This is a genomic window from Streptomyces sp. NPDC049040, assembly GCF_043197715.1.
Lineage (GTDB): Bacteria > Actinomycetota > Actinomycetes > Streptomycetales > Streptomycetaceae > Actinacidiphila.
In genome coordinates, this window is record NZ_JBICTO010000004.1 from 628320 (window position 1) to 653732 (window position 25413).

The 25413-nt window shown below is 71.1% G+C and carries 23 protein-coding genes and 1 pseudogene; 10 read left to right on the plus strand and 14 right to left on the minus strand.

The annotated features are described in order from the left end of the window. Positions 1-45 precede the first annotated feature (45 nt). Entirely contained in the window at positions 46-1767 is a 1722-nt protein-coding gene (locus ACGFMP_RS15190; RefSeq protein ID WP_393672729.1) for a glycoside hydrolase family 9 protein, read from the plus strand. A 37-nt stretch (positions 1768-1804) separates the two neighbouring features. Here ACGFMP_RS15190 and ACGFMP_RS15195 read toward each other — a convergent pair whose 3' ends face one another. Further along, a complete protein-coding gene (locus ACGFMP_RS15195; RefSeq protein WP_393672730.1) occupies positions 1805-2113 on the minus strand; it encodes a hypothetical protein in 309 nt (102 codons plus the stop codon). A 200-nt stretch (positions 2114-2313) separates the two neighbouring features. Here ACGFMP_RS15195 and ACGFMP_RS15200 point away from each other — a divergent pair, with 200 nt between their 5' ends. Next, positions 2314-2730, plus strand: coding sequence for a hypothetical protein (locus tag ACGFMP_RS15200; protein WP_393672731.1), 417 nt, complete (start codon positions 2314-2316; stop codon positions 2728-2730). Positions 2731-2732: 2 nt separating this feature from the next. Beyond that, the gene (locus ACGFMP_RS15205; protein ID WP_393672732.1) at positions 2733-5075 is read left to right on the plus strand and encodes a tetratricopeptide repeat protein; all 2343 of its coding nucleotides are present in this window, start codon (positions 2733-2735) and stop codon (positions 5073-5075) included. 720 nt (positions 5076-5795) lie between these two features. Here the strand turns inward: ACGFMP_RS15205 and ACGFMP_RS15210 are convergent. Continuing rightward, complete coding sequence (locus tag ACGFMP_RS15210) at positions 5796-6083, minus strand: hypothetical protein (RefSeq protein ID WP_393672733.1); 288 nt, start codon at positions 6081-6083, stop codon at positions 5796-5798. Between the two features lie 507 nt (positions 6084-6590). On the opposite strand from ACGFMP_RS15210, the gene ACGFMP_RS15215 reads away from it, so the two are divergent. From ACGFMP_RS15215 to ACGFMP_RS15230, 4 genes are all read left to right on the plus strand, one after another. After that, positions 6591-7811, plus strand: coding sequence for a hypothetical protein (locus tag ACGFMP_RS15215; protein ID WP_393672734.1), 1221 nt, complete (start codon positions 6591-6593; stop codon positions 7809-7811). Then, positions 7796-9037, plus strand: a complete 1242-nt coding sequence (locus ACGFMP_RS15220) for a hypothetical protein (protein ID WP_393672735.1) — start codon at positions 7796-7798, stop codon at positions 9035-9037. Before ACGFMP_RS15215 ends, ACGFMP_RS15220 begins: the two co-directional genes overlap by 16 nt. Before the next feature lie 230 nt (positions 9038-9267). Continuing rightward, positions 9268-9546 carry a hypothetical protein gene (locus tag ACGFMP_RS15225; protein WP_393672736.1) on the plus strand — a complete coding sequence of 93 codons (279 nt, stop codon included), beginning with the start codon at positions 9268-9270 and terminating at the stop codon, positions 9544-9546. Between the two features lie 75 nt (positions 9547-9621). Continuing rightward, positions 9622-9972: a hypothetical protein gene (locus tag ACGFMP_RS15230; protein ID WP_393672737.1), complete on the plus strand. Its 351-nt coding sequence runs from the start codon at positions 9622-9624 to the stop codon at positions 9970-9972. A 9-nt stretch (positions 9973-9981) separates the two neighbouring features. On the opposite strand, the gene ACGFMP_RS15235 is transcribed toward ACGFMP_RS15230, so the two are convergent. Then, positions 9982-10251 carry a hypothetical protein gene (locus ACGFMP_RS15235; protein WP_393672836.1) on the minus strand — a complete coding sequence of 90 codons (270 nt, stop codon included), beginning with the start codon at positions 10249-10251 and terminating at the stop codon, positions 9982-9984. A 721-nt stretch (positions 10252-10972) separates the two neighbouring features. Between ACGFMP_RS15235 and ACGFMP_RS15240 the strand changes: the two genes are divergently transcribed. The 3 genes from ACGFMP_RS15240 to ACGFMP_RS15250 all read left to right on the plus strand — a co-directional run bounded on the left by ACGFMP_RS15240 (position 10973) and on the right by ACGFMP_RS15250 (position 13527). Next, positions 10973-11323, plus strand: a complete 351-nt coding sequence (locus ACGFMP_RS15240) for a hypothetical protein (RefSeq protein WP_393672738.1) — start codon at positions 10973-10975, stop codon at positions 11321-11323. 184 nt (positions 11324-11507) lie between these two features. Beyond that, complete coding sequence (locus tag ACGFMP_RS15245) at positions 11508-12272, plus strand: SDR family NAD(P)-dependent oxidoreductase (RefSeq protein WP_393672739.1); 765 nt, start codon at positions 11508-11510, stop codon at positions 12270-12272. A 733-nt stretch (positions 12273-13005) separates the two neighbouring features. Beyond that, positions 13006-13527 (plus strand): hypothetical protein, encoded by a 522-nt coding sequence (locus ACGFMP_RS15250; RefSeq protein ID WP_393672741.1) that lies wholly within the window; start codon positions 13006-13008, stop codon positions 13525-13527. A 152-nt stretch (positions 13528-13679) separates the two neighbouring features. Here ACGFMP_RS15250 and ACGFMP_RS15255 read toward each other — a convergent pair whose 3' ends face one another. The 11 genes and pseudogenes from ACGFMP_RS15255 to ACGFMP_RS15305 form a co-directional block, all read right to left on the minus strand. Beyond that, positions 13680-13982 carry a hypothetical protein gene (locus tag ACGFMP_RS15255; RefSeq protein ID WP_393672742.1) on the minus strand — a complete coding sequence of 101 codons (303 nt, stop codon included), beginning with the start codon at positions 13980-13982 and terminating at the stop codon, positions 13680-13682. A gap of 165 nt (positions 13983-14147) precedes the next feature. Beyond that, positions 14148-18554 (minus strand): SAV_2336 N-terminal domain-related protein, encoded by a 4407-nt coding sequence (locus ACGFMP_RS15260; protein ID WP_393672743.1) that lies wholly within the window; start codon positions 18552-18554, stop codon positions 14148-14150. After that, positions 18551-19579, minus strand: a complete 1029-nt coding sequence (locus tag ACGFMP_RS15265; protein WP_393672744.1) for an AAA family ATPase — start codon at positions 19577-19579, stop codon at positions 18551-18553. Before ACGFMP_RS15265 ends, ACGFMP_RS15260 begins: the two co-directional genes overlap by 4 nt. After that, complete coding sequence (locus tag ACGFMP_RS15270; RefSeq protein WP_393672745.1) at positions 19576-21516, minus strand: trypsin-like peptidase domain-containing protein; 1941 nt, start codon at positions 21514-21516, stop codon at positions 19576-19578. Before ACGFMP_RS15270 ends, ACGFMP_RS15265 begins: the two co-directional genes overlap by 4 nt. Before the next feature lie 33 nt (positions 21517-21549). Beyond that, a complete protein-coding gene (locus ACGFMP_RS15275) occupies positions 21550-21897 on the minus strand; it encodes a CU044_2847 family protein (RefSeq protein ID WP_393672746.1) in 348 nt (115 codons plus the stop codon). Between the two features lie 481 nt (positions 21898-22378). Continuing rightward, positions 22379-22561 (minus strand): hypothetical protein, encoded by a 183-nt coding sequence (locus ACGFMP_RS15280; RefSeq protein ID WP_393672837.1) that lies wholly within the window; start codon positions 22559-22561, stop codon positions 22379-22381. 43 nt (positions 22562-22604) lie between these two features. Continuing rightward, positions 22605-22746, minus strand: a pseudogene (locus tag ACGFMP_RS15285) (IS630 family transposase); the annotation flags it as partial. A 322-nt stretch (positions 22747-23068) separates the two neighbouring features. Next, complete coding sequence (locus tag ACGFMP_RS15290) at positions 23069-23716, minus strand: hypothetical protein (RefSeq protein WP_393672747.1); 648 nt, start codon at positions 23714-23716, stop codon at positions 23069-23071. 14 nt (positions 23717-23730) lie between these two features. Next, the gene (locus ACGFMP_RS15295; RefSeq protein WP_393672748.1) at positions 23731-24012 is read right to left on the minus strand and encodes a hypothetical protein; all 282 of its coding nucleotides are present in this window, start codon (positions 24010-24012) and stop codon (positions 23731-23733) included. Beyond that, positions 24003-24194 carry a hypothetical protein gene (locus ACGFMP_RS15300; RefSeq protein WP_393672749.1) on the minus strand — a complete coding sequence of 64 codons (192 nt, stop codon included), beginning with the start codon at positions 24192-24194 and terminating at the stop codon, positions 24003-24005. The genes ACGFMP_RS15295 and ACGFMP_RS15300 overlap by 10 nt, the downstream gene beginning before the upstream one ends. 74 nt (positions 24195-24268) lie before the next feature. Next, complete coding sequence (locus ACGFMP_RS15305; RefSeq protein WP_393672750.1) at positions 24269-24838, minus strand: DinB family protein; 570 nt, start codon at positions 24836-24838, stop codon at positions 24269-24271. Positions 24839-25413 lie beyond the last annotated feature (575 nt).

Consider the following 25413-nt stretch of genomic DNA (forward strand, 5'->3'; position numbering starts at 1 on the left):
TGGTCCGCAGGACCACCGCTACGACGGAAGGGGCGGTACCCGCGGGTGCGCTCGACGAATGACTCTCCGACGATCCTGACCGCACACCTGGGCTACGGCCTCGCCGCGTCCAAGGCCGTGGTCGCCGTTCTGCCGGACGGCCTGGCGCCGCGCGGGTGCGAACTCCTCGGCCCGGGCGGCCCTGTCGCGCTCGTCCCGGGTCCGGTCCGCGCGGTTCCGGGCTGGCGGGTCGGCCCCTTCGCCCGGATCCCGCTCCCCCGGGACACAGCGCCGGGCACGTATACGGTGCGCGTGGTGGACGGCGGCGGCCGCGAGGCGGTGTCGGAGCCGTTCGAGATCGCCCAGGACCGTGTCCAGCGGCAGACGATGTCCGACGTGCTGGCGTACTTCAGGGCGATGCGGTCCAGCGGCGAGATCGACCGCAAGGACCGGCACGCCCGGCTGTGGGGCGACGAGACCGGCCGCGAGGTGGACGCGCACGGCGGCTGGCTCGACGCGAGCGGCGACCCGAGCAAGTTCCTCAGCCACCTCACCTACACCCGCACCATGAGCCCGCAGCAGATCCCGCTGTGCGCCTGGGCGTTGGCCGCGGCCCGGGACGCGGTCGCCGAGCGGCACCCCGGTCTGCTCCGCTCGCTCGGCGCCCGGCTGCGCGACGAAGCCCTGTGGGGCGCGGACTTCCTGATGCGTTTCCGCTCCCCCGAGGGCTACTTCTACACCGGCGTCTTCGACGCCCTCACCAAGCGGCTCGACGAACGGTTCGTGACGGCGCCGCTGGCGGAGTGCGTCCGCACCGACCGCTACCAGGCGGCCTACCGGCAGGGCGGCGGCCTCGCCATCGCCGCCCTGGCCCGCGCCTCCGCCCTCGGCGACCACGGGGACTTCACCGGCGGGCAGTACCTGGAGGCGGCCCTGGCCGGCTTCGCCCACCTGGAGGCACACAACCTGGAGTACCTGGACGACGGCACGGAGTCGGTGATCGACGACTACGCGGCGCTGCTGGCCGCGTCCGAGCTGGCCGCGGCGGGTGCGGCGCCGCTCGCGCCGGTGGTCGAGGCCGCACGGCGCCGTGCGCGGCTGCTGATCGACCGGTACGAACGCCCGGACGGCGGCGGCCCCGGCTGGTTCACCGGGGACGCGGAGGGGCGGCCCTTCTTCCACGCGGTGGAGGCCGGTCTGCCCGCCCTCGCCCTGGTCCGGTTCGCCGCCGTCCTCCCGGACGCCCCCGAGGCGGGCCCGGCACGGAAGGTGGCGGTCGAGGCGATGCTCGACACGCTGCGCCGCACCTCGGCGGTGCCGAACCCGTTCGGATATCCGCGGCAGCGGGTTCGGCCGGCCGGCGGCGAGGACCGCGACGCGTTCTTCTTCCCGCATGCCAACGAGACCGGCTACTGGTGGCAGGGCGAGAACGCCACCATCGCCTCGCTGGCCGCGGCGGCCGGCTTCTGCGCGGACGCCGGCGATGTCTGCGCGGCCGACCGGGAGCGGCTGCTGGACTTCGCTGACGATCAGCTGGCATGGGTCACCGGCCGCAATCCCTTCGGCGCGTGCATGCTGCAGGGCCGCGGCCGCGGCAACGTGGATTATGCCTCCGACTTCCCCAACCTCCCCGGCGGCATCGTCAACGGCATCACCTCCGGGTGGGCGGACGAGGACGACATCGCCTTCCTGCCCGGCGACGCCCCCGAGGGCGAGTCGTGGCGGTGGGCCGAGCAGTGGATCCCGCACACCGGGTGGTTCCTGCTGGCAGTGGCGGTGGCCCGCTGACCGGTGGCGCCGGGCGCCTCCTCGGCGCCCGGCGCGCTCAGGCGATCTGACGGCGTAGTACCGCGTTCTCATGCCGGAGGACAAGCAGCTCCGCGTCCTTGGCGATGTCTCGGCGCAGCATCACGCCAGAGATGGTCAACAGCTTGCGAGTTGCCTTGTACAGCGGTGAGACGATCACGCGGACATGGTCCCAGCTCAGGCCACTCCAGAGCTGCCACCTGCAGCGATGACTGTAGAGCCCCACAGGTTCAGCGGTCCCGGAGATCCATGCCAGCTCGCCCGGCGCCACCCCGGCCCTGACGCGCGCCCGCGCCTTCTCGACTGGGCGGACGCTGGCGGAGACCACTGCGGACCTCCTCAGCTGCTGAGCGCCGGTCCGTCACCACCCGCGAGGCGGCGCTCGGCGCGGCGGCCCACACGGCTCGGACCCGATTCGTTCGCCCCCTTCTCTGCCCTCCATCGGGCGGTGTCCCCGAGGGGAGGCATATGGTCGTTGACGGACGTATGGCTGGCTGACGAGCGCTGGGCGGGGGCGTTGTGGTGGGTGTGGAGTTGGCGGTCGGGTACCTGGTCGCGTGGGCGGTGCGGAAGGCGCGTCGCGTGGCGGGTCGGGCGGACGCCGAAGTGGACACGTTGCTGGACACGGGGATGGACCGTCTGCACGATGTCGTAGCCACCCGGCTGGGTACGGATCCGGCGCTGGAGCAGGCGGTTGCCGAGGCAGCGTCGACCCGGGAAGCGGTGTCGGAACGCACCCGGACGCGCCTGCGATTGGCCCTGGAGGAGGCCGTCGAGCAGGACGCCACGTTCGCGCGGACGTTGAAGCATGCCGTGGCGGAGGTGGTCAGTGCCGCGGAGTCGGCCGGGCCGGGGGCGCGAGCCGTGTACGGGAACACCTTCAGCGGGCCGGCCGCCTTCCAGGCCGGTGACCACAACACGCAGACCAACACCTTCGGATCCTGATCGTGGCCGGGGACATCTTCAGCGGGCCCACCGCCTTCCAGACCGGTGACGGCAACACCCAGCACAACCACTTTCACGGCGCTGGGCGCCCTGTGATCTCGCTTCCGCACCAGGTGGGTGTGATCCCACCGCGGGCGCAGTCGTTCACGGGGCGTGCGGAGGCCGCCCGGCTACGGGAGGCGGCGTCCCGCGGGGGGACGGCGTTGCCGTGCCAGGTGCTGACCGGGATGGGCGGGGTCGGCAAGACCCAACTTGCCGCCGACGAGGCACGTTCGGCGTGGGCGGAGGGCGAGGTGGACCTGCTGGTATGGGTGACCGCGGTGGACCGGGCCTCGGCGGTCGCGGGGTTGGGACGCGCGGGCGTGGACATGGCGGGTGCGGACCCGTCGGATCCGCAGGCCGCGGCGGACGCGTTCCTGGCGTGGCTGGAGCCCAAAACCGGGCGGGAGCCGTGCCGGTGGCTGGTCGTACTGGACGATGTCGCCGACCCGGCGGACCTGAGGGGCCTGTGGCCGCCGGACAGTCCTACGGGCCGGACGCTCGTCACCACTCGGCGCAGGGACTCGGCTCTGACCGGCAGCGGACGGTCCCGGATCGAGGTCGGGCTGTTCACCGAGGACGAGGCAACGGATTACCTGGCGTCCGCGCTGGTCGCCGGCGGGCGTACGGAACCGGACGATCAGCTCGCGGCCCTCGCCGTCGACCTGGGGTGCCTGCCACTGGCGCTGTCACAGGCGGTGGCCTATCTGGCCGATCAGGCCCTGGGCATCGCCGACTACCGGGCCCTGCTGGCCGACCGCACCCGTACCCTCACCGAGGCAGTGCCCGGTTCGGGCAGACTGCCCGACGACCAGCACACCTCGGTAGGGGCGGCCTGGTCCCTCTCGGTGGACCTGGCCGACCGTCAGGACCCGCCCGGCTTCGCCCGGCCTCTGCTCGCCCTCGCCGCCATGCTCGACCCCAACGGCATTCCTGCCTCGGTCCTGACTTCCCGGCCGGTCCGCGAACTCCTCGCCGCAGCCACCGACCGGCCCGAGCCGGCCCCGCAACGGCGACGCTGGCGGCGCCCGCAGACCAGCACCGCTCCGGCACCGGCCGCGACCGAGGAGCAGGTTCACAGAGCGCTGCGGGTCCTGGACCGACTCAGCCTGGTCGACGACAACCCCGGAGTGATCCACCGGCCCGTACGCGTCCACTCCCTCGTCCAGCGCACCGCCCGCGACTCCCTGACCCCTGGCGAGCACACGGCCTACGCCCTCGTCGCCGCTGACGCCGTGCTGGCCGCGTGGCCCGAGATGGAACGTGACGCCGACCTCGCCCAGACCCTCCGCGCCAACACGGCCGCCCTGGCCGCCCGCACCGGCCCGGCGGGGTGCCTCCACCTGCCGAACGTCCACAAGGTGGTCTTCCTGGCCGGTCGCAGCCTGGGGGCATCGGGCCAGGTCACCGCCGCTGTCACCTACTTCAGGAACCTGGCGGACGCCACCCGCACCGGTCTCGGCCTCGATCATCCCGACACCCTCACCGCACGCGGCGACCTCGCCTTGTGGCAGGGGCGCGGGGGCGACGCGCCCGGCGCAGTATCCGCGCTCACCGAACTGCTCGCCGACCAGGAACGTGTATTGGGCCCCGGCCACATCGACACCCTCGCCACCCGTCACCGCCTCGCCGACTGGCGGGGGGAGGCCGGCGACGCGGCCGGCGCCGTATCCGCGTACTCCGAACTCCTGGGCATCTACGAGCTGGCGCTGGGCCCCGACCACCCCGGCAGCCTGGAAACCCGCCGCGCCATCGCCTTCTGGCGGGGCGAGACAGGCGACGCGACCGGCGCCGTGACCGCGTACGCCGAACTGCTCCGCGACCGGACTCGCGTACTGGGCCCCGACCACCCCCACACCCTCGAAACCCGCCACGCCATCGCCCACTGGCAGGGCGAAGCAGGCGACGCGACCGGCGCCGTAAGCGCGTACGCCGAACTGCTCACCGACCGGACACGCGTACTGGGCCCCGACCACCCCCACACCCTCGAAACCCGCCACGCCATCGCCCACTGGCAGGGCGAAGCAGGCGACGCGACCGGCGCCGTAAGCGCCTTCGCCGAACTGCTCACCGACGTGGTGCGGGTGCTGGGACCCGACCATGCCGGGACTCTGGTGACCCGCCACAATCTCGCCTACCGGCGGGGCGAGGCAGGCGACGCGGCCGGCGCCGTGACCGCGTACGCCGAACTGCTCACCGACCGGACACGCGTACTGGGCCCCGACCACCCCCACACCCTCGAAACCCGCCGCAACCTCACCCACTGGCGTGAACGGAGCGGCGCAGGCCCCAGCATGCCGGCCTGACCCGGTCTTGTGGTCGAGCCCCTGCTCCAGGCCGTGATCGCGTCGGAGGTGGATCGGGTCGTGGTGGCGAGTTCGATGAGGTGGCGGGCCGTAAGGGCAGGCTCGACGGTCGGGTGCAGGTGTTCACCGGGCAGGTGTGCCACACGCCAGCCGTGTTCGCGGGCCTCGGCGGCGAGGTCGTCGTACGGAGGGCCGAACAGGAGGCAGGAGCAGGGGTGGTCGTCCCAGCCGTCGGGGACCGGGATGTGCTGCTGGTAGTAGGACAGCGGCAGGATGGGCTGCTCCTCTAGGACGGTCTGCCGCACCGTCGGATCGGAGAACACGAGACGACGCGGGGCGAGAACGGCGGATCCCGGTTGTCGGGCATGGAGAGAGCAGGCCAGGCGATGCCCGTCCGCGCGAGCGGAAACAACGGCTTCGACTGCCCCGGGCAGCACGACCCATCGAGGTCGGCGACTCGTGGCCATCTCGCACGCTGCTTCACCTCTGGCCGTCCGGCGCAGTCGCTCGGTGGCCCTACGGCTCGGAGGTCATCTGGCTCATCCTCGACTACGGCTGGCGCGACGGTCACCGCATGTGACACGCACCGCGACACGGCGCCCCTCCCCAGGTCTGGTGGGGAGGGGCGCCTGCGCGTGAGGGCAGCCCCATCTGCGTCACGCCCACGGTGGGCGGGGCGTTCATCCGCCGCGTCTCGTCCTGCTGGTTGTCGTCGTGGCGTCACCGCTGCCGGAGTGGGCGCCAGGTCGCCCTCTGTCCACCCTCTGGGTAGTAGACCTCCGGTGTGCCGTTGTCCGGGTACTCGTGGCACATGATCTGGTCGAGTTCGTATCGCACGGATTCCAGGGTCCTCAGGGCCTCTTTGAGCAGTTCCTCCGGTACTGCTTCGGGCCCCGGCTGCGGGTAGGCGTTGGCGAGCTGGATGGTCCGCTTCTGCAGTTCGTCCCTGACGTAGGCCAGGGACAGCCCCAGGTCTCGGTGCTCCTCCAACGTCAGCCTCGGGCTCATGGTGGGGCCTCTCGTTTGGGTGGCGTCGCGGGCGGGCGTCGGGCCAATGATGCAGCACCCGTTCGGCCCTGTCCCTGCGAAAACCTCATCCGTGCAGCTCAACGGCATTGTCAGCCCGTCCCGGGTGAGCACCGGCTGAGATCCACTTGATCATGTTCAACGGGAGGCCAACGCAACACGAACACGTTCAAGCAAGCCCGTCTTCTGCAACCGCAGCAGACGGGCGACATTCCTACTGACCTGTGTGGATGGCATCTGCGGCACCCACACGGTCGGGGTGATTCTGGGCGGACCGGCCCGAGCCCGCGGTGGGACGGATCCCGAGCGGGCCGAACCCATCGAAGGCGAAAACCGGTCCGGGAGGCGGTCCAGGACCTCCTCGGTCGGATCCGGCTTCGCCTCCAGCTCGGGTCGGGGGGAGCGGCGCCGTTTGGCTGATTCCTACAAACGTCTGCGACCAGGTGGTGGTGTGGGATAGACAGGGCGCATCACGTCGGGGGGATGGGTATGACGACGACCGAGCCGGCGGAGGGGACCCCGGAGCAGGAACCGCTGGGCGCAAGCGGGGTCTCGGTCGGCGGCATGCCGTCCGCGGCCGCGGCGGAGTCTCCGAGCAGCGCGACGACCGAGCCGGCGGAGGAGACCCCGGAGCCACAGCCGGGCGCTGACGGCGGCACACCGCCGGAGTCGGCAAGTGAGAGCGGTACCACGGGCGGCGACCCGCCTGCCACTCCCGCGGCGGAGTCCCCGCCGCAGAACTCCGCCGCGTCGGAGAGCCCGCCCCGCGAGAGCTTACGGGCGATCACCGCCGAGGTCCTCGGCGTGGCTCCCGGGGCCTCGCGCCGCAAGAAGGTGATCTGGTTACTGGTCACGGCGGCGGCCGCCCTCCTCGGCGTCGCCGGTGTGGTCGTGAGGGACTACCTCCTGATCAAGCCAAGCGTGAGCAGGGAGAACGAGTCGAACAAGGCATACGACGCCGCCCAGCAGCCGTTCACGGTGTCCGTCCAGCCCGACAAGGGCGACCCTGGCCAGCCGTGGGTCATGCTCCTCGATCGGGACCTGACCCCCGCGGAGACGCGGAAGTTGACGGCCGGCGACGATCCCTCCTCCGCCTTCGCCTACCTCAGGACGCTGAGCGGTCGCCCGCTCTCGTTCCCGTCAGAAATGCAGTACGCCCCGAAGGGACACGTACAGCAGTCGTCGAACGGCCACCTGGAGACCACGGACACGTTCAAGATGACCGTGCTGAGCACACGGGCCACGGCGGTCGTCATCGACGGCTGGAAAGTGACCCCCGTCGCGTGCCGGAAGAGCACGGTAAAGACAGTCGTCGCCAGCCCGCCGCAGGGCGGAGCGGTCTACCAGGGGATCCAGCTCCACATCCCGCCGAGGGCCGACGAACCCGTTCTGACGGACGAAGGAGAGGGGCAGGGCGAGCCCTACTTCGACACCCACTACATCGAGGTCGGGGGAGGGCAGGCCTCCGGCGGCCTGCGGGTGGAGGCGATCGCCCCGCCGGGGCAGTCGTGCGAGTGGGGTGTCACCGTCCACTACGTCGACGCCTACCAGAAGGCTCGGTGGGTGCAGTTGAAGGACCGCGACGGGAAGCCCCTGCGCGTCCGCACGGAGTCGATCCCCCTCCATCCCGACCAGAAATGGCTCACCGGCTCCGTCCCCTGGACCGCGTGCCACCTCAAGCCCGAGGACCCGGAATGCGACATCCTGTAGTGCACAGGGCGACGGCCCTCACCGTGCTGGCCGCCCTGTGCATCCCGGCGTGCAGCACGTCCTCCCACAGGCAGGTCCGGAAGGACCAGACCGGGAAGCCCGCCGCCAGGACCTCGGCGCCATACCTCGGCAACCGCGGATACGCCCTCCCCGACAGTCCTTTCACCCACAAGGGCACGGTTGTCACCGCCACGTGCGAAATGGGCGCACGCTCCGGCGCCGTCTCGGTCCGCGCCTGGGACCCGCGGACGTGGCAGATGCGCGCGGAGCGGGAGTTCGCCCTGCCGGACGACGCCGCGTTCACCAACTACACCGGGGCCAAGGCGGTCAGCAGCCCTCTCGTGGATCTCTGTGGAACCAACGCGGACAACCGTTCCCCGTACGGCGTGTCCTCCCTGGAGGACATGGCTCCACGGATCCGAGCCCTGTTCGACCTGACGTTCACACACATGGCGGTGGTCTTCCGCGATCCCGGCGACGATGCGATCTCCCACGCCGGTTACGTGACGAGCGAGGACGGCCCGGACGGGGTCGTACGGCTGAGTGGTGCGGCCGGTGACGACGAGCAGAACGCGGTGATGTCGCCGGACGGCCGCAGTGCGTGGTTCACCTATACGGCCCCCGGCGGCGAGCAGAGGATCGGCTCCCGGTCCGTCGAGGGCGATCGCCACCTGACGGACCAAGGCCCGGCGGCCGGACATGGGCTGCCCCTCACTGTCTTGGGCAAGCCCCCGCGCGCCCTCCAGGCGAACATGGTGCACCTGGCGCCGAAGGGCCGTCGGATCACCGCGAACGCGCCCAAGGTCTTCGGGACCGTCTTCGACACCTCGGACACCACCGGCCCCCTCACCAGGACCTCTGCCCACGGCGCCACCCTGCTGAGCGGATGTGTGGGCGTCGTCGGCTGGAGCGGTGACGATCAGGTGCTGTGCCGTACGCCGTCCGGCTCGTTCCTGGCCATGGACTCCCGCACCGGCCGCCCCACCGGCCCGCGGATCGCGGCGGTCGGGCCGGATGAGGGAATGGTTGGCGAGGGGATGCTGACATCCCCTGACGGGAAGGAGTTCATCGTCTCCGTGCACAGGCCCAACGCCCGGGACACCGACGAGGATTACAGCTACGAGGAGCCAGACTTCCGGGTGGTCCCGATCGCGCCGGGGGGATTGGTGACCAAGATCGCGGCCGATCTCCTGGACTCGGACACGGTGTTCCTCAACTGGTCGTGAGGGGGATGCCGGTGACATCCACCAGCAGGCCCCTGGTGTCGCAGTCTTTGCCGCGGTCCTCACCCTCGCCTGCGCCATCACCACGTCCCTGGCAGCAGTGATTCGATGACGACTGGCTTCGTTCACTTCCAGGGGCTCTGGTCCGCTTTCTGTGGAGGCTCACGGGTCGTGATGTCAGTGGTGTGTGGTGAGATGGCCGGAATCTGCCGTTGGCCTGCTGGGAGACCGTAGTGACGTCTTCGTATCCATCCCTGGCTCGTGCCTTGGCCGAGGCGTTGGTCGATGTCCTGTGGTTCTTCGACGGCAGCGAGGACGGGCAGATGGATCAGGACGACGCGGTCAAGGTGATGGAGGGCGTCGCCCAAGTGGTCAGCACGCTGTCGAGTGATCAGCAGCAGGAGCTGATCGCCCTGCTTGGGGAGATGGCAGCTGCCGAGACCAACCCCGCTCGCCGTGAGTTCCTGGAGGAGTTCCCAGAAGGCTTCGGGCTCATCGACGATCTGCCCTGAAGGATTTCAGGTTGCCGTGCCGGGAAGGCACCGAACCGTGCCGCAGCGGCTCGGCCTCCCCCCAGACTCATCACCATGAACTCGACGATGTTGGATAGTGGCATGGTGCGACGCAGGGAGGAGAAGAAAAAGCGGCCGGCCTGGGGCATTCCGAAGGGGATCGTCCTGCTGGCGATGCCGGAGGGCTGGCGCACCAGCATCCTCACCGAAAGCGGAAATCTCTGCGGGCGGCTGGATGTGCCAATCAACACCGACCCGCAAGACGCGCGGGCCGCAGCGGCGGTGATGGTGACCGAACTCGCCCGCGACTTCCATGACATCGACGTGGAGGTGAGCTGGGGTCCGCCCCAGGAGCCCTGGTCCTGGATCGCCCAAGTCACTCTCGCCACCGATGGCGAACCGCCTTCGCTGGGCGCCGGAGGTTGAAACGCAAGCTCAGGAGCAGAGCAGGACGCGCTTGCGGAGGAGTTCAAAGCCTGCGCGGCTGAACATCTGGCGCTTCAGCATCTTGATCCGTTTGACATGACCTTCGACGACTCCGGAGTTCCACGGCTGCGAGATTCCGGCGGTGACGGCGTCAAGGTCGTGTTCCAGGTGCCGGGCAAATCGCTCTGTGTCGGGCGGCGCGGATCGCGACCTCGGCGCGGCGCGGCGGAACAGGGCACGCAGTTCGTCGACCACCGCCGTGCCGAGCCCGCGGGTCACGTCGGTCCGCCGACGGCTCGGAACTCGGTCCGGGACGGGTGTTCACGGGGCGGGGCGGCTGTTGGTGAGCAAGGTCGTCAGGTAGCGGGTTGTGCGGCCAGTAGTTTGATGGCGCGGTCGGTGCCACCGGGCAGGAACGGCAGCACGATCAGGGCCGGCAGGGCTGTGTGCGGTGAGCGCGGATGAGTACCGCGGGGGTGAGCAGGGCGATCCTCAGGACGCGCTGGAAGGCGCCGAGGGTGCGGGGGGCGGGGGGCCAGCGCGGCAGCATGCGGGTCTCCTCGGTGGGGGGTGCGTGGTGAGGGAGAGGGTGCCGCCTGGTTGGGTTGTTCGCGTTCGTCCGGGAGGTTGATGCAGGCAAGGTCCGGAAAACGGGGTGATTGTCCCGGGACAGGCGGACAACTCCGGGACGGGCGCGGCCGGAAAGGGACGGCATTCGTCATGGCGAGGACCTCACGTTGCGGAAGGCCCCGCGGGCCGATCCGTGCCGAGAGTGACGAGGGCGCGGTGCTGGCCCGGTTCCTGCGAGCGCAGGTCGATGGAGGCGGTAGGACGCCGGCCATACTGGAAGAGGAGACCAATTACTCCAGGTCCCAGATCGGGGTGTTCCTGGCGGGCAAGATTCCTGACGCGGCGTTCATGACTGCCCTCGTGCGCGCTACCACTGCCCGCGAGCCGCAGTTCCGGGAGCGCCGATTAACCGAAGCTGCAGCACTTCGGCATGCCGCCCCCTTCCCCCGCACCCCCACCGCCGAGCTCTCTGGCCGTGGAGCTGGCTGCCGTTCGGGCTGAGCGGGTCGAGACCTACGAACGGCTGACCCGGGCGCTGGAGCGGCAGAATCAGTTGCACGAGGCAGCCGGGAACTCCACGAAACTCGTCATGGTCCTGCTGCCGATGCTCGGCAAGCTGGAACGGCGTATCACCGACCTGACCTGCGAAGCCGACCAGCTGCGCGCGGCGCAGGCCGACCCGGCGGCCCTCGCGGGCACCCAGCAGCAGCTCACCCGTCGTTGCAGGTCAGCTCACCCTGGAGAGGCTCGGCGTCCGCGCAATGATGTCTATTTCCCGTAATCGGCCCGTTCGTCCGAAATATATTTGACACGTCAAGCATTATCCCAGGTGCGCCGGGCCGGAGGGTCGTCCTTGTCCCGCGCGCTGCGCCCGCCCACGTATCCGGTGGCACACACGCCGCCGGCGCTTCACGCCGGTACCGCAGCGGAGGAGTCACCGAGAGTCATCGGCAGGAGAAAGAGCCATGGGAACGCTCAACGGGAAAGCAGTGCTCATCACGGGGACCGGTGGTGGTCAGGGCCGAGTCGCCTCGCTGGTCTTCGCCCGGGAGGGCGCACGGATCATCGGCGCCGACATCCAGGAGGCCGGCAACGCGGAGACGGTCGAGCTCGTGCGGAGGGCGGGCGGGGAGATGACGGGGATCGCCCCGGTCGACCTCACCGACGAGAACGAGGTGCGTCGCTTCGTCGAGCGGGCCGCGGCCGCCTACGGCGGGCTCGACGTCGTCTACAACAACGCGGCCATGCAGCGCTTCGGCCACATGCCGGACTTCTCCTTCGAGGACTGGCGCGCGACGCTGGCCGGCGAACTCGACATCCCCTTCCTCGTGTCGAAATACGCGTGGCCCCATCTCGTCCGGCGCGGCGGCGGCGTGATCATCAACATCGCTTCGGAGGCGGGCCTCATCGCCGGCCACAATCCGCCGATGGTCGCCCACACTGCCGCCAACGCCGGCGTCATCGGCATGACACGCCAAATGGCACTGGAGGGCGCGCCCCAGGGAATCCGTGCGGTGGCGATCAGCCCGGGTCCGGTCCTGACCCCGGCCAGTGACCGCGACCTCGGCGACAACCAGGCCGCCCGAGACGCGATCACCAGCAAGACGCTACTCAAGCGATTCGCCCGCCCCGAGGAGATCGTCGAGCTGGCGGCCTTCCTCGCCTCGGACCGGGCCTCCTACATCACCGGCGCGAACTACGCCGTCGACGGCGGAGCAAGCGCCTGGTAAACGCGGGCGGGAAGTCGAGGCGGGCACCTCCCCGGATCGCGAGGCGCCCGCAACCTGGCCCGCGCGTTTCACTCGGGTCTGTGTTCGGATCATGAGCGGTAAGGTGAAAGTGCCTTCTGAGCTGGAACGATGGACCTTGTCGAGGGTTTCTGTCGGCCCCGCCAGAAGGCACTTTCTGGGTGCGGGGTATCGGTGGGCAGAAATCGTTCGGGTGATGGTCAGCTCGCTCGTCTCGCCGGGGTGACCAGGACCAGGGGGATCTCCCGGGTCGTGCCGTGCGGCGCAGCAGGCCGGACCTGCGGCCCCGGGTGGTCAGGAGCAGGTCGGCCACCCCGGGCCGGGGGCGGCCGCCGGTCTCCTCGAAGCGGCGGATGTGGTCGGCGACCCAGGGGGTCGGGTTGTCGTGGATCGTGTCGGTCATACGGCGGACACCCCCGCGTGGGTCCGGTGCAGGGTCGGGACTTCGACCTCGTCCAGCAGCGCGTGAGCGAAGTTGCCGGGCGTGATGGACACCCTCGCCGCGATGACTGAACACGATCTCCTCGAGCGGAGAGTCCTGTCGTAACCCCTTCGGCCACGCTCGGCGAGAGACGAGGCTCGGACGCTCGGACGCCGCCACGACCGGCGGCGGCGTCCGCGCACAGCGCTGTGACGGCCTCCGTGAGGGCAGCGGATCGGCCGTACGTCCCGAGCCCGGTCGCCGGCCGACAGGGGCGGGGGTGGAGGATAAGGCATGATCGGTGACCGATGGGGTGTGAGCAGCAGTGAGACCTCACGTTCCTATCCGTGCGACGAGTTCGTCACCTCACCCGCGCTGCAGGCGTGGCGCGGCGTGAGTGTCCAGGCTCCTGCCGACGCGGTGTGGCCATGGGTCGCGCAGATACGGCTCGCCCCGTACTCGTACGACTGGATCGACAACCTCGGACGGCGCTCACCCCGCGAACCGGCCGGACTTCCTGAACCGCGCGTCGGAGACAGGTTCACCACCGCCGGCGGGCGCGAGCTCGGCCGGATCGTCGCAGTGAGCCCGGGCAGAGATCTGACCGGCGTCATCACGGGCGCCTTCATGTCCTACGTCCTCGTACCGGAAGAGGCCGGCACGACCCGCCTGCTGCTCAAAGTCGTGATGCAGACGAACCGCTGGGCAGCTGCCGCCCTGTCCGTCGGTGATCTGGTCATGGCCCGACGACAGCTGCTGAACATGAAACTCCTCGCCGAGCGACACAGCAGCAGGCCACCTGAACAGGCCAGATGATATGGGCACCCGCAGAGTCTGACGCTGGGAGACGGTTCGGCCCCGAACGTGGCGCAGGGCTGAGCCCGCCGGCCCTTCTGCATGGCCGCGGCCGGCTTGGGATGCAGACACTGAGGCCGGCCGCTTGATCGAAGAAGCCGCAGCGAGCCCGGCTACGCGACGGCGTACCGCGACGGCGCGACGAGGTCGACCGCGGCCCAGTTGCCAGTGCAGGGGCAGTTGACCGGATCAGGGTCCAGCACCGGCCCGGTCTCGGCCCGGACGGTCCGCACCCCGGCGCCCGAGTCCTCCGCGACGAGGACGTCGCAGCGGCCCGGATCGACCCGGACGACGCGGCCGGGGACGAGCCCTACCTCGGCGAGGGGCGCGACGTCCACTGCCGGCTCCGCGGTCCAGCCGTAGGCGGCGAGCGGGTGGCCGATCCCCTGGGAAGTGAGGTCTTCGTGCGACGACACGCGTAGGTCTTCGTGCGACGACACGCGTAGGTCTTCGAGGCGGCTGCCGATGACCGGCGGCCCGTAACGGACGCCCCTGCTTCGGTCTCGCGCCGGCGAGCCTGGCGCAGGCCGCACCCGGGCGGCAGGCCGATCCCGGTGGAACCTTCGGGCTTGGCCACGGCGTCAACGCCCGCGCGTGGAGTGCACGTAGCGGGCGAAGGACTCGGAGAACATCCGCGGACGGCCGCCGGCGCCCTCGTACACGATTCCCATGCGGCGCAGCCGCGCCACGTCCCCGCCCGCAGGAAGGCCCGAGGCCATCCGGACGAGGACCCTGGCGCTCTCGGGTGAATCGTCGGCGATGTCACGCATCAGCCGTTCGAACTCCGCGAGAAAGATCTCGTTGACCTTCCCGTACGCGGCATAGAGGTCGAGGCTACCGGTGGTCTGGTGCTGCTCGACAAGAGCGTGGCACAGGACGCCGAGGAGGAAGGGGTGGGAGCCGGCGCGCCGCACGATGCCACCCCGCAGTCCCGTCAGATCGACCCCCGCCGAACCGGCACGTGCGAGCACCAGGTCGGTTTCGGCGTCGCTGAACATGCCGACGTAGAGCCTCCTGGCGATGACGCCGCTGAAAGGTGACATGCGAGGGGACCGGTCCTCGATCTCCTCGACCTCGCCGCGGGAGATGGTGATCAGGCCCATCGCGCTGCCGGCGTCGCTCACCAGGGTCCGCAGGAACTGGAAGTCCGCGTACTGCTCGAAGACGGATGCGGCCGCGTCGAATTCGTCCAGCACCAGAAGCACGTAGCGTCCCGCGGCGTACATCACCGCGAAGAAGCGTTGCACCACGTCGTGCAGGTCGGACCGGGTTCGGGCCCGCTGCGCGGCATCGTTCAGCGGCCTCAACTCCTCGACCAGGCGGCCCAAGCTCTCGTCACCCGCGGACGCCAACTCCGCAAGCGTGGTGTTCGTGAGCGACCGGAAGACGGTCCTTCCGGTCTCATGCACGCTCAGGCTGATCCAGACGGGGACCACGTCGGGCCGCGCCCGCGGCAGGCCGCTCAGAGAGCGGCGGACCAGGCTGGTCCTGCCGGTGCGGTGATGGCCGATGACAGCCAGGCTGGCAGGGGCGCGGGGAGAACGCCACAGGGACTCGATCTCCCGCACCAGCGGTCGCCGTCCGACGAAGTCCTCGCCCGACACGACCCGTCCCACCTGGTGGTAGGGGTTGGGGAGGGGCGCCTCGCCTGCCCCGTCCGGTGCCGGCGGTGCGGTCGCGGGGATCGCTCGTGCGCACACGGCGACCGTGGCCTCCGCATACGCGAGGTGGTCCCGGTACTGAGCGGAGCCGTCGGCTGACAGCGTCCTGTACAACTCCGCCGCGTCCCTGGCGTCGGCCAGGCCCCGCACCGGATCCCCCGCAGCCGCACGGCGATTGGCCAGATCGACGAGCATCCCGGCGGCGTGCGGAGGCGAGTCGGTCCGGGATGCGACAGCGGTCCGGCTCCTGCCGATCGCTCTCACCAGCTTGTCGACAGACGCCATCGGGCGCGTCAGAGCCCCCTCGCCCGGAGCGGTCAGGCGGGCGCCCGCCGGGTCCTTCGGGACGGAGTCGAGGTCGATGACCACGGCGCCGCCGCGCGCCAACCCGTCGCCAGCGTTCTTCGCCGTCACCACGACGAGCCTGACCATCGGATGGTTCGCCAGCGGCCGCAGCAGTTCCCAGATGGCGCGCTCGCCTCCCGGTGCCGTGTCCGCGTCCACCACGATCGGCAGCGGCATCCCCCGTCGCGCGATCGCGTCGAGGATCTCCCGCGGCTGCCGGGCGCTCAGCCCCAGGTAATCCGCCACAGCGGCGTAGACGCCCATGGTGGGCGGTTGTTCCACACCTCCGCAGACCAGCAGACCCGTCGGATGCACCGGAGGCGTACCGCGGGTGCCGGCGGCCAACCGATGGACGAGAGTGGTCTTCCCACTGGCCGCGGAGCCCTTGATGACGCGTGTCCTCCGGTCGTCGGAGGCCCCGAGCAGCCAGTCGAACAATGCGGTGACCAGCGCGGTGCGATCCGCGAAGAGGCCGGCGCGCGCGTTGAGCGGGCTGACGGGATTCGCGAAGAAGGGGACGGGCGGCCCGCCCCTCGAACCGTGGCTGTGACCGACGACGGACCGGTTGCTGTGCGGTCGATCCCCGAGCCGGTCCGCGACGTAGTTGAAGACGTTCTCCTCCTCGCGTGAGAAGAAGTTCGTTTCATCGAGCAGGAGGGGCAGAACCTCGTCTTTGAGGGTCCCGGCAACACCCGGGAACCCGGCCAGCCATTGTTCCTCCTTCGTCGTCGCGCGCAGCGTGTGCATGCTGATCAACTCGTCGGGGGGTCCTGGCCGCGACACCACTGCCTCCGGCTCCCCGTCCGGCGGCTCGATCAGTCCGTCGAGCAGATGCATGACGTGGCGGAGGCCGTGGCCGGCCAGCACCGCGTCGACCGACGCGGTCGTCAGGACGTCAGCGGTCGTACGCCCGCCAGCGATCGACAACCGGTAACCCAGTGAAGTCCTCTCGCCGGTGTCCGCCGGCCCGGCGTAATAGAGCACGAGCACGTCGTCCTGGCGGAACGCTGCCTCACGGGCCCATCGGTCAAGGGATTCGAGAACCGCGGCGGCAGGGCCGCGGGGGCGCACATCGACGGCGGCGTAGCCCAGGGGCAGGAAGAAGTCACGGGCGTCGGCGGCCATTTGATGGGCGGCCGCATGTGCGGTGGACGTGCCGTCCCAGCGGGTGTCGGCGGACAGCGTGATGAGGAAGCGCCGGCCCATGGCGGGGAGGGCAACGCCCTCGAGCTCGGCGGGTGCGGCCGCGGGGCGGGGCTCGGGTGCCGGGGCTGCGACCGGCACGGAAAGGGGGGCCTGCGGCGACTCCGCGGCCGGCATCCGCCCCTGCCGCCGGCGGACGGCCTGCCGCAACTCGGCCCAGTGCGCCGCGTCGGCCGGCAGAAGGGCCGGACCGTCGGGGTCGGCCACCGCCGCGGTGAAGCGGGGGCCCGTCGCCGCATGCCGTTCGACGTGGGAGGAGACCGCGTCGACGACCTCCTCGGCCTCGTCCCGGCGCAGCGTGCTGAGGAGGCGGTCCCGCATGCCGGGGACGAAGTCGTAGGCGCGGTGGGCGGCGTCGTGCCCGTGGGGGGTCCGCACGTGCTCCAGGATTCCGCTGAAAACGATCTCCGCGAGGTCGGCCGGGGGGCTCCCCGGCAGCATCGCGGCCTGGACGGCGCGCATCACGGGCAGATTGAGCGGCGCGACGGACAGGTAGGCGGCCAGTTTGAAGACCTGGGGCTGGGCGGCCGCCCGGAACTCCTCGAAGCCGACGCTCCTCCCGGAGTGCGCGACGCCTCCGGCCGCCTCGGCGCTGGCGGACGGCCCGCCCGTACCCGGCGCCCCGAGGATCACCGCCGCGCCGTCCATCGCCGTCGCACCGGCCACCAGCCGTGCCCACGGCCCGAGCCAGTCGGAGGAGGCGGCCAGAACCGGTACGGCGACGTCGTGCCGCGCGGGCGGCGTCGCGGCAAGTCCGTACGAGGTGTAGGCCAGGGACGCAGTGGGGCTGCCGGCCTCCGCCGAGCGGAAGCGGACAGCCGCGGGGGCCAGGATGGTCCGGCCCCAGGCGTGCTCGGGAAGCGTCTGGACGATCGCGGTGGGCCCCTGCGCGGCCCACTTCCGCAGGACCGCACGCAGGGCGCCGCCCTGCCACTCAGGGGCGACCCCGTCGGTGAGCAGCAGGGTCAAGGTGCGGTGTGCGGGATCGGCGGTGCCGGCCGCCGGCCGCAGCAGATGGGGCGGCGTGCGGGGGCCGGCGGCCAGTCCGGGGCTGCCATCGGGTCTGGCCCGCAGGTGGTGCAGCCGGACGTCGCGGAAGGCGCCGAGCTGGTGCAGCAGGGTGTGCACCTCGCGGGCGAGCGGCTCCCAGAAGACCGCCCCTTCGCTGTACGTGTCCAGGACGAGGGCGACGCTCAGCCAGCGGTCGGCGGCCGGCCGTAGGACGGGCAGCCATCGCAGGTGCTCGGCGACGTACTCGGCGGTCGCCTCCTCGTCGAAGGTGGTCCGCCACGGGTCCGGGACGCGGCGCTTGAGGGGGCGAAGTGCCCGCAGGACCGCCCGCCGTTCGGGCAGTGCGGCGAGCCCCGGCAGGCGCACCGGCCGGACGCGGACCACGCCCGCCTCGCCCTGCGCCCCCTGGTGCGGCAGGTAGAGCCGGGCACGCGCGTCGGGCTGCCGGGGGGAGATGCCGGCGGCGGCGCCGCCGTCGGGCGGGAGCGGGGCTTCGCCGGCGGGCCGGGCAGGCACGGGCATACCCCCGCCCGCGGCCGCGGCGCCGCTGGTGCGCGGCAACTGCCGTGCCAGCCAGATGAAGTCGGCGACCTCACGGGGCGTGGGCGGCCCGGCCGTCGCGTTCCCGTCGCCGCCGAGGTCGCCGAGCAGCGACGCCAGCGACGCGACGGCGGCACCCGTACCGGAACCGGCGCACGGGTCCGCCTCCGGACCCTGGTCGGTCCCCCGGCCGGTCTCCTGGCCATGACCGGTCCCCGGACCCGTCACGACGGGTCCGGCCCCGACCGGGTGGGCACGGTCTCGTTGAGGTGCTGGAACACCAGCTGGACGAGCTGGTCGATGCTCGGCGCGCCGTGGCCGGTCGTGCGGCCGACCAGGTACAGGGCGTTGAGGAGCTGGTCGGTGGCGAGTTCGCCGGACTCGGCGTGCTCCAGGAAGCGGGTGATCAGCTCGTCGGCATCGGCCGAGGCGCTGTCGAGGTGGGCCTCGACGATGTCCCGCAGGTGCCCGTCGTCGCTGACGGCCGGCAGGTGCAGGCGTACGCACCGGCGCAGGAAGGCCGGCGGGAACTCCCGTTCCCCGTTGCTGGTCAAAACGGTGACGGGGAAGGTCCGGCAGCTTACGGTCCCGTCCCGCACGGTCACCGGCTTCCCGGAGTCGGCGGGCCGCACCTTCACCACCGGCTGCTGGTCCGCCACCCGCGACAGCTCCGGGATCTCGAACGTGCCCTGCTCGAAGACGTCGAGCAGGTCGTTGGGCAGGTCGATGTCGCTCTTGTCGATCTCGTCGACCAGCAGCACGCGCGGCAGTTCGTAGGGGGCCAGCGCCGTGCCCAGCGGACCCAGGCGGACGAAGCGGCCCACGTCGAGGGGCGGCACCTTCCCGCCCCGTTCCCGGGCGACGCCGGCCTCCTCCAGGCGGCCGAGCGAGTCGTAGCGGTACAGGCCGTCGCGGAGCACGGACCTGCTGTTGATGGGCCAGCGCAGCACCGGACCCAGCTTCAGTTCGTGCGCGACGGCGTAGGCCAGGGTGGACTTCCCGACGCCGGGGTCGCCGGTCACCAGCAGCGGGCGGCGCAGGTACAGGGCGGTGTTGACGGCGTCGAGGGTGTCGCTTCCGGCGCGGTAGGCGCCGAGCTGCGGGAGCCGGCGGCCGGACCCGACGCCGGCCGTGCGGTCGAACGGCGTCGGCTCGGCGGTCTCGTCGAACACGCGCCACGGTGGCGGTGGGGGCAGCCGCTCGATGCCGTCGTGGGGCTCGCGTACACCCTGGTAGATGCGCCACTCGCTCATCGGGCGGGGCCTTCCTCGCTCGTGGTCAGGATCAGGTGGGGAATCCGCCGCCGCGGGTCGTCCCACAGGACGACGAGGTCGCGGCCGACATGGGAGCTGCCGCCGTGGGCCGTCGCCGCGTTGCGCAACTCGCGTACGCGGCGCGGAAGTTCGTCGCGGGGCGTGCGCGCCAGGGCCGCGCGGACGGCGGGCAGGAACGCGTCACCCCCGCAGACCGGACCGCCGGGCGCCACGCACGGGTCCTCCGCGCCGCGCCCGCAGGGTGCGGTGTCGCGCCGCCACACCATGGCGGGTATCCCGGAGGCGACGGCGACCTGGTACGCGTCCGCGACCGGTCCGGACCTCGGTGAGCCGGCCAGTGCGAGGGCCGACAGCCCCGGATCGGAGTCGAGGGCGGCGCCCAGCGCCGCCTGGTGCTGTCCGAAGCGGCCGCACACGCACACCAGGGACTCCCCGACCGGCTTGTCCTCCAGGTTCTCCCAGCGCTCCTCCCAGGCCGCGTGCAGCCCTGGGGCGTCGTGCCGCTCCAGCGGCCGCACCACCACGTAGTGTTTGCGGCCGAGGGCGAACCAGGGCTGTTCCGGCCACAGCGTCCAGTCCGCGAACGCCTCGTCCAGTGCTTCGCGCGGCACGATCAGCTCGATCAGACCGGGCTTGCTGACGCCGCCCATGAGGTCGATCTGCTCGGGCAGCAGCCCCGCCAGATACCGCGTCGCCTCGTCCAGCGGCATGGCGGGGGACTCGGCCCCCACGGGCACGATGTCGCTGGGCGACTGATAGCGCCAGGCCATGACGTGGTAGAGCGAGCGGTTGCGGAACGAGTGGCGGATCCGGGCGATGATCGAGGGCGTGCCTTCCGTCCCTGGCCCGGCGGCGAGCCGCCGCCGCGCCGGTTCCGCGACCTTCAGTCGGCCCGCGGTGACCAGGATCTCCTCCTTCATCGCCTGGACGCGCGCCCGGTCGGCGGCGGACCACGCCCGCCGGGCCGAGGCGCGTACGAGGTCGGCCGCGAAGGCCAGCTCGTAGGGCAGGCGACCGGGTTCGGGGCGCAGTTGCGCGGCCAGGTCCCGATAGACGTCGCGGTGGTCGAGTTGCGGGTAGTGCCGCGGGGGGTCGGTACCGGGGGCGGCCGCGGCGACGAACGCGGCCGAGTGCGGGACGGCGGCCCCTGCGGGCAGGTCCGCCATGAGCGCCAGCAGCCGGCGGTCCTCCCCAGGCGCCAGGTCGGCCCCGCCGTCCTCCGCGTCGTGTGCGGTGATCAGGTCCGACAGCCGGGTCCACTCCTCGCTGTCCGCGTGGTGGCGGTCGTGGGCGCGGACGAGGGCGCGATAGACGTCCGGGTCGAGCAGCCGCAGCGCGCTGACCGGTGTGGCCAGACCGCCCAGGTCCGTACCCGTCTGGCGGGAGGCCTTGGTGACCGCGCAGACGCCCCCGGACCGGTCGTTGAGCACCGGACCGCCCGACAGCCCCGAGTTGACCTCGCCGTCGACCAGCTCGATCATCGGGCCGTCCTGGAACAGCAGGGTGCCACCGCGGGTGAAGGCGGCGATGCGCCCGCTGAAGTCCCGGGGTTCGTAGACGGCGCTGAACCCGGCAGCGGTCAGCGGCGCCCCCCGCCGCGGCGTCAGGTCGTCCAGCCATACGCAGGGGTGCACGGCGGGCGCGTCGGGCACGTGGACGACGGCGAGGTCGGGATACGGCCACAGCTCCTTGACACCCCGCGGGGCGGGCGAGGCGGCGAGCACCACCCCGGCGTGCTCGGCAGCGTCCCAGCCCACCCTCACCTGCCCTCCGGGCTCGGCACCCGCCACGTGCGCGCACGTGACCACGTAGCCGGGTGCCACGAAGAAGCCGGCGCCCTGCGACGCGCCCGTGACGGCGACGCGGCAGCGCGCGAGCAGGTCGTGCAGCAGCTCCAGGCAGTCGCTTCGGCCCATGGGCGATCCCTACGTCCCCGCGCCGGCCCGGTGTCAGGCGTCTGCTTCGGTCTGCGGCTGCGGGGCGCCGGCGGCACCCTCCCGGGACGTCCAGGTCAGCGTGACGTTGAACGCCGCCGTGCCGCCGGCCCCGACGATGGCCGCGACGAGGCCGTCCTTGCCCGCCGCCAGCTCCATGCCGAACTCGATGCTCACCTCGTCCGGGCGGGCGGCCGCGACCGCGCGCCGGGTGTTCATCGCGACCGCGCGCACCGACTCCTGGAAGCCCTGCAGCTTGTCCACCAGATCGTCCCGCAGGCCCGAGTCGGTGGGCCCCTGCTCGTCCACCGTCGCCCACAGCAGGTGACCGTCCGGCATCTCCAACTGAACCGCTTGCCGCACCGTTTCCCCCTCGACGACCGGATGGTGTCAGATCACATCGTAGGAGCAGGGAATCGCGCTCGCGGGCGAACCCGACCGAAAAGCCACCGGCGCGGTCGAAGACCGTCGCGGGGGCCGTTGCCGGCCATGGTGAGGTCGAGCTGGACGGTGGCGCCCGGCAGAGCCAGGTCAGACGCGCGCGGTCTGGTCGAGGAGGGCTCTCCCGAGCTGGGTAAGGGTGCCGAGAGTGAGATTGCCGAGGCGGTTCGAGGTGGTCAGGCCCGTCGCGCAGGGTCGAGGCATGGTGGCTGGCTGTCGGCGCGGTGGTGTGGGTGCGCCTGGCCAGCTCTCCCGTCGTGCAGCCCTCGGCGATCACGTGCAGGCAGGCCGCTCGGGTCGGCCCGAGGAGCTTGGCCATGCCCGGCCAGGCAGATGTCACGGTGAAGGTGGTACTCGACCTCGAGCACAGGAGACTTCCACCGCATGGTGGGGCCCAACCTGGTCAGCAGCCCCGGCTGCCGTGGTCGAGAAGGACTCGGGCGTACTTGGCGCGTTCGGCACTGACCAGAGCGCTCATGGGCTGCCAAGGAGGTGCCACCCCGCCCCGGTGGTACGAACGGAGCGCCCGCCCCAGCTGGGTCAGCGCACGTGACCTGCGCCAGTACGGCTGCTGCTTGCTTGCCATGCCCGCACGGTACTGGCCCTGGTCGTATCCACCAGCACGATCGAGCAGCTCGGGTCAGTGGACGTCCGCCCCCAGCGGATTCCTTTCTCGCTGCGGATGCGGGCGCTTCCCCTGCGTTGCGCGGCCAGTACATCGAGGTGGCGGGCATTGGTGTTCCGCCAGCGGAGGTAGTCGTGCAGAGCACTGCAGCAACTGGGGCAGCGCGCTGCGCGGATCGGATGAATCCTGAGCGAGCAGGTGGTAGGCCGCAATGAGGAGACCGGCGGTCGCGATGCTCTCCCCGGCGGTGCGCTCCAGACGGCTGCGGGTGGAGTGCCGGTGCTTTCGGCCGCTGGGCCAGAGCCGTGACCATCCTGCTGCTGCGGTGCGAGATGCGCTTCCAGAATGGCGCGGGTCGCGGCGGCGGCGTGCTCGGCCGATACGGGGCCAGCCCGCCTGGGTCAGGAAGATGGCGACCTGGAGATCGGCGAACCGCTGGGAGGCGACAGAGGGCTCGGCCTCCGGGAGTCAGTTGCCGGCCAGGCCCCAGGCATCGAGCCCGCCGTAGATATGGGCCCTCAGGCAGTGGGGGGCGCTGAAGCCTGAGGCTTCGCCGCGGTAGATGGCGATGAGCGAGTCCTTGCCCCGCCACCAGGTGTCAGCGAGTCCCTGGACTTCGGGTACCGGCTCGAATCCGTCGAGGTTCAGGTCCTCGACGGCGCTGCCTTTGATCTTCGTGATGGTCTCGGCCCAGTAGCCCGCGTGGCTGGCCAGTGCCAGGGCTTCCACCCATCCCTCTGTGCTGGCGTGCAGCGGCGTCCAGTGGTCAGCATCGATCCCGAACTCACCTCCTGGCCCGATCATGAATCCGTGGGCCATGGAGACGCGACAGCCACCGGCCGGGAACCGCCATCCGTTCGCGGCCGAGCCCTCGGGGGCATCGGCTTCCAGAACGCGCGGGCCGCCCTCGTATTCAGGGGCCGGGGGCAGGGCGAGACCGCCCCAGCGCTCCTGGAAGGCGATAGCCCGGTCGATCCCGGCATCCGGAATCCCTTGCCTGAGCCATGCCTCCCGGAAAGGCTTGAGGTCGCGGCTTGGAACACGCAGCCCGTGTCCCTCGACGAAGTAACGAGCTCGCCGGCTCAAGCCTTCAGGCGCCTGAGGAATCAGCGGCACTCGGGGGTCTGTCGTCACTGTTGTTGCCTCTCGTACGGAGAGGTTGGCGCGGCCGGATGCGGCGGTGCCGACGGCTGCGGAGCGCTGGACCAACGGACGGGGTTGCCGCCGGGGTCGCCGGTGAGCCAGGAACCGTCGCCCAAGGGCACCAGTTCGTACGGGTTGCTCGCCTCAACGGTGAACTCGCCCCTGAGGGTGCCCGTGCGTACGTCGACCAGGTGGTGACCGAACCACTCCTCCTCGTCCTCATACTCACCGCCCAGGGTGACGATGGCCGTGTCCTCGGTCAGGTACACGCCGCTCCTTCCACGAAGGACTCCTCCAGGTCGTGCCCAAAGGCTTCGGCGGGGAGGATGAGGAGCCCGTCCCCGTCGGAGTGGCCGTGGAAGGCGACGTCCGCCTGCCCGTGGTCCACAGTCCATGAACTGGTGCCGGACGGAGCCAGGTCGATCAGCCAGCGGTCCTGCTGGAGTACCAACCTCGGACTTTTGCGAGATGGGGATGTCCGACGGGTGGTCACGTAAGTGCAGGCGGGGGCGAACCCCGTGTTCGTCACTGGCCCACTCTTCCGTCAACGCACTCGCGCAACAGGTCGGCGTGCCCGCAGTGGCGGGCATACTCCTCGATCCTGTGCACCATCAGCTCCCGAACGGCGATTTTGTCCTTTCCCACCCGCTCATTCAGATCCGGATGCTCGACCAGCGCAGCGTCGGTCGCGGCCTGCTCCCGCTCCATGTCGGAGAATGCGTCGTCGACAACGGCCTGCTCGGCGACCGCTCCGTGAAAGTCCGCGTCCTTCTCGCCGTACAGCCTCGGCAGCGGGTCACCGTCGGTGATCCAGTTGCGCCAGTCCCGTTCCACCTCGGCGAGGTGCCGGACCAGGCCGAGCAGCGACATCGTCGACGGGGGAACCGACCGACGAGCCAGTTGCTCCGCATCCAGGCCCTCGCACTTCATCCGCAGCGTCAGGCGGTAGTCCGTCAGGAAGCCCTGAAGCGTGGCCAGCTCACCCTCCGGACTCGCCTCGTCTCGGGTGCGGGGGTCGTCGTCCGGGTCGACCCACATGTCGGGGTAGACGGTTGCAGGGGTCCATCGCGTGGGTTGATCACTCATGCGCTGCATAGTCGTCCGTGACGGCCCGAACTCGCTAATGGCTTTTCCCCTAGGGGGACGTCATCCGCCCCACCAGCACGTCACCTTGAGGCGAGAGCCATGGTCCGCGCTCCCGCTGACGACCGCAACGTCATCCCCTTCCCGGCACATCGCATCCAGCGCCACAGCGTCCTCGAGAGACTCATCCACGAGTACCATCAGGCCACTTGACGAGGATCGCTACTGCCACAAAAGACCAGTTCAGAGCGCATGCAGGACTTTTGACACCCCACAGGCATTCTCCGCGAGTACCAACATGCCGCCCGACCTGCACGGACGAGGTCATCGGCAAGGACAGGGCTCGGCCGCCTGCCGGCGGACAGCCTGCCGGCCGACGAGGCGCCCCACACCGTGCTGCCCGTCGGAGCCGACGTCGAGCGGACCGCTGAGGAGTGGTCGGCTGCGGCGACCGGCCTCCTGCGCAGCCGCTCACCGGACCGCAGCGAGTGGGATGGACTGCCCCCGCCCTGGAGCGGGGGCGTTCACCGGTCCGCCCGCCTGCCGGCGGTCCCGGCTCGGTGCGGCCCGAGGTGCGGATCGGTGCG

Coding starts and splice junctions, on each gene's coding strand:
- ACGFMP_RS15210 (WP_393672733.1), bottom strand. CDS start 6,083: ATGAGCCCGAGGCTGACGTTGGAGGAGCACCGAGACCTGGGGCTGTCC.
- ACGFMP_RS15215 (WP_393672734.1), top strand. CDS start 6,591: ATGACGACGACCGAGCCGGCGGAGGGGACCCCGGAGCAGGAACCGCTG.
- ACGFMP_RS15220 (WP_393672735.1), top strand. CDS start 7,796: ATGCGACATCCTGTAGTGCACAGGGCGACGGCCCTCACCGTGCTGGCC.
- ACGFMP_RS15230 (WP_393672737.1), top strand. CDS start 9,622: ATGAACTCGACGATGTTGGATAGTGGCATGGTGCGACGCAGGGAGGAG.
- ACGFMP_RS15240 (WP_393672738.1), top strand. CDS start 10,973: ATGCCGCCCCCTTCCCCCGCACCCCCACCGCCGAGCTCTCTGGCCGTG.
- ACGFMP_RS15245 (WP_393672739.1), top strand. CDS start 11,508: ATGGGAACGCTCAACGGGAAAGCAGTGCTCATCACGGGGACCGGTGGT.
- ACGFMP_RS15250 (WP_393672741.1), top strand. CDS start 13,006: ATGATCGGTGACCGATGGGGTGTGAGCAGCAGTGAGACCTCACGTTCC.
- ACGFMP_RS15265 (WP_393672744.1), bottom strand. CDS start 19,579: ATGAGCGAGTGGCGCATCTACCAGGGTGTACGCGAGCCCCACGACGGC.
- ACGFMP_RS15270 (WP_393672745.1), bottom strand. CDS start 21,516: ATGGGCCGAAGCGACTGCCTGGAGCTGCTGCACGACCTGCTCGCGCGC.
- ACGFMP_RS15280 (WP_393672837.1), bottom strand. CDS start 22,561: ATGGCAAGCAAGCAGCAGCCGTACTGGCGCAGGTCACGTGCGCTGACC.
- ACGFMP_RS15305 (WP_393672750.1), bottom strand. CDS start 24,838: ATGCAGCGCATGAGTGATCAACCCACGCGATGGACCCCTGCAACCGTC.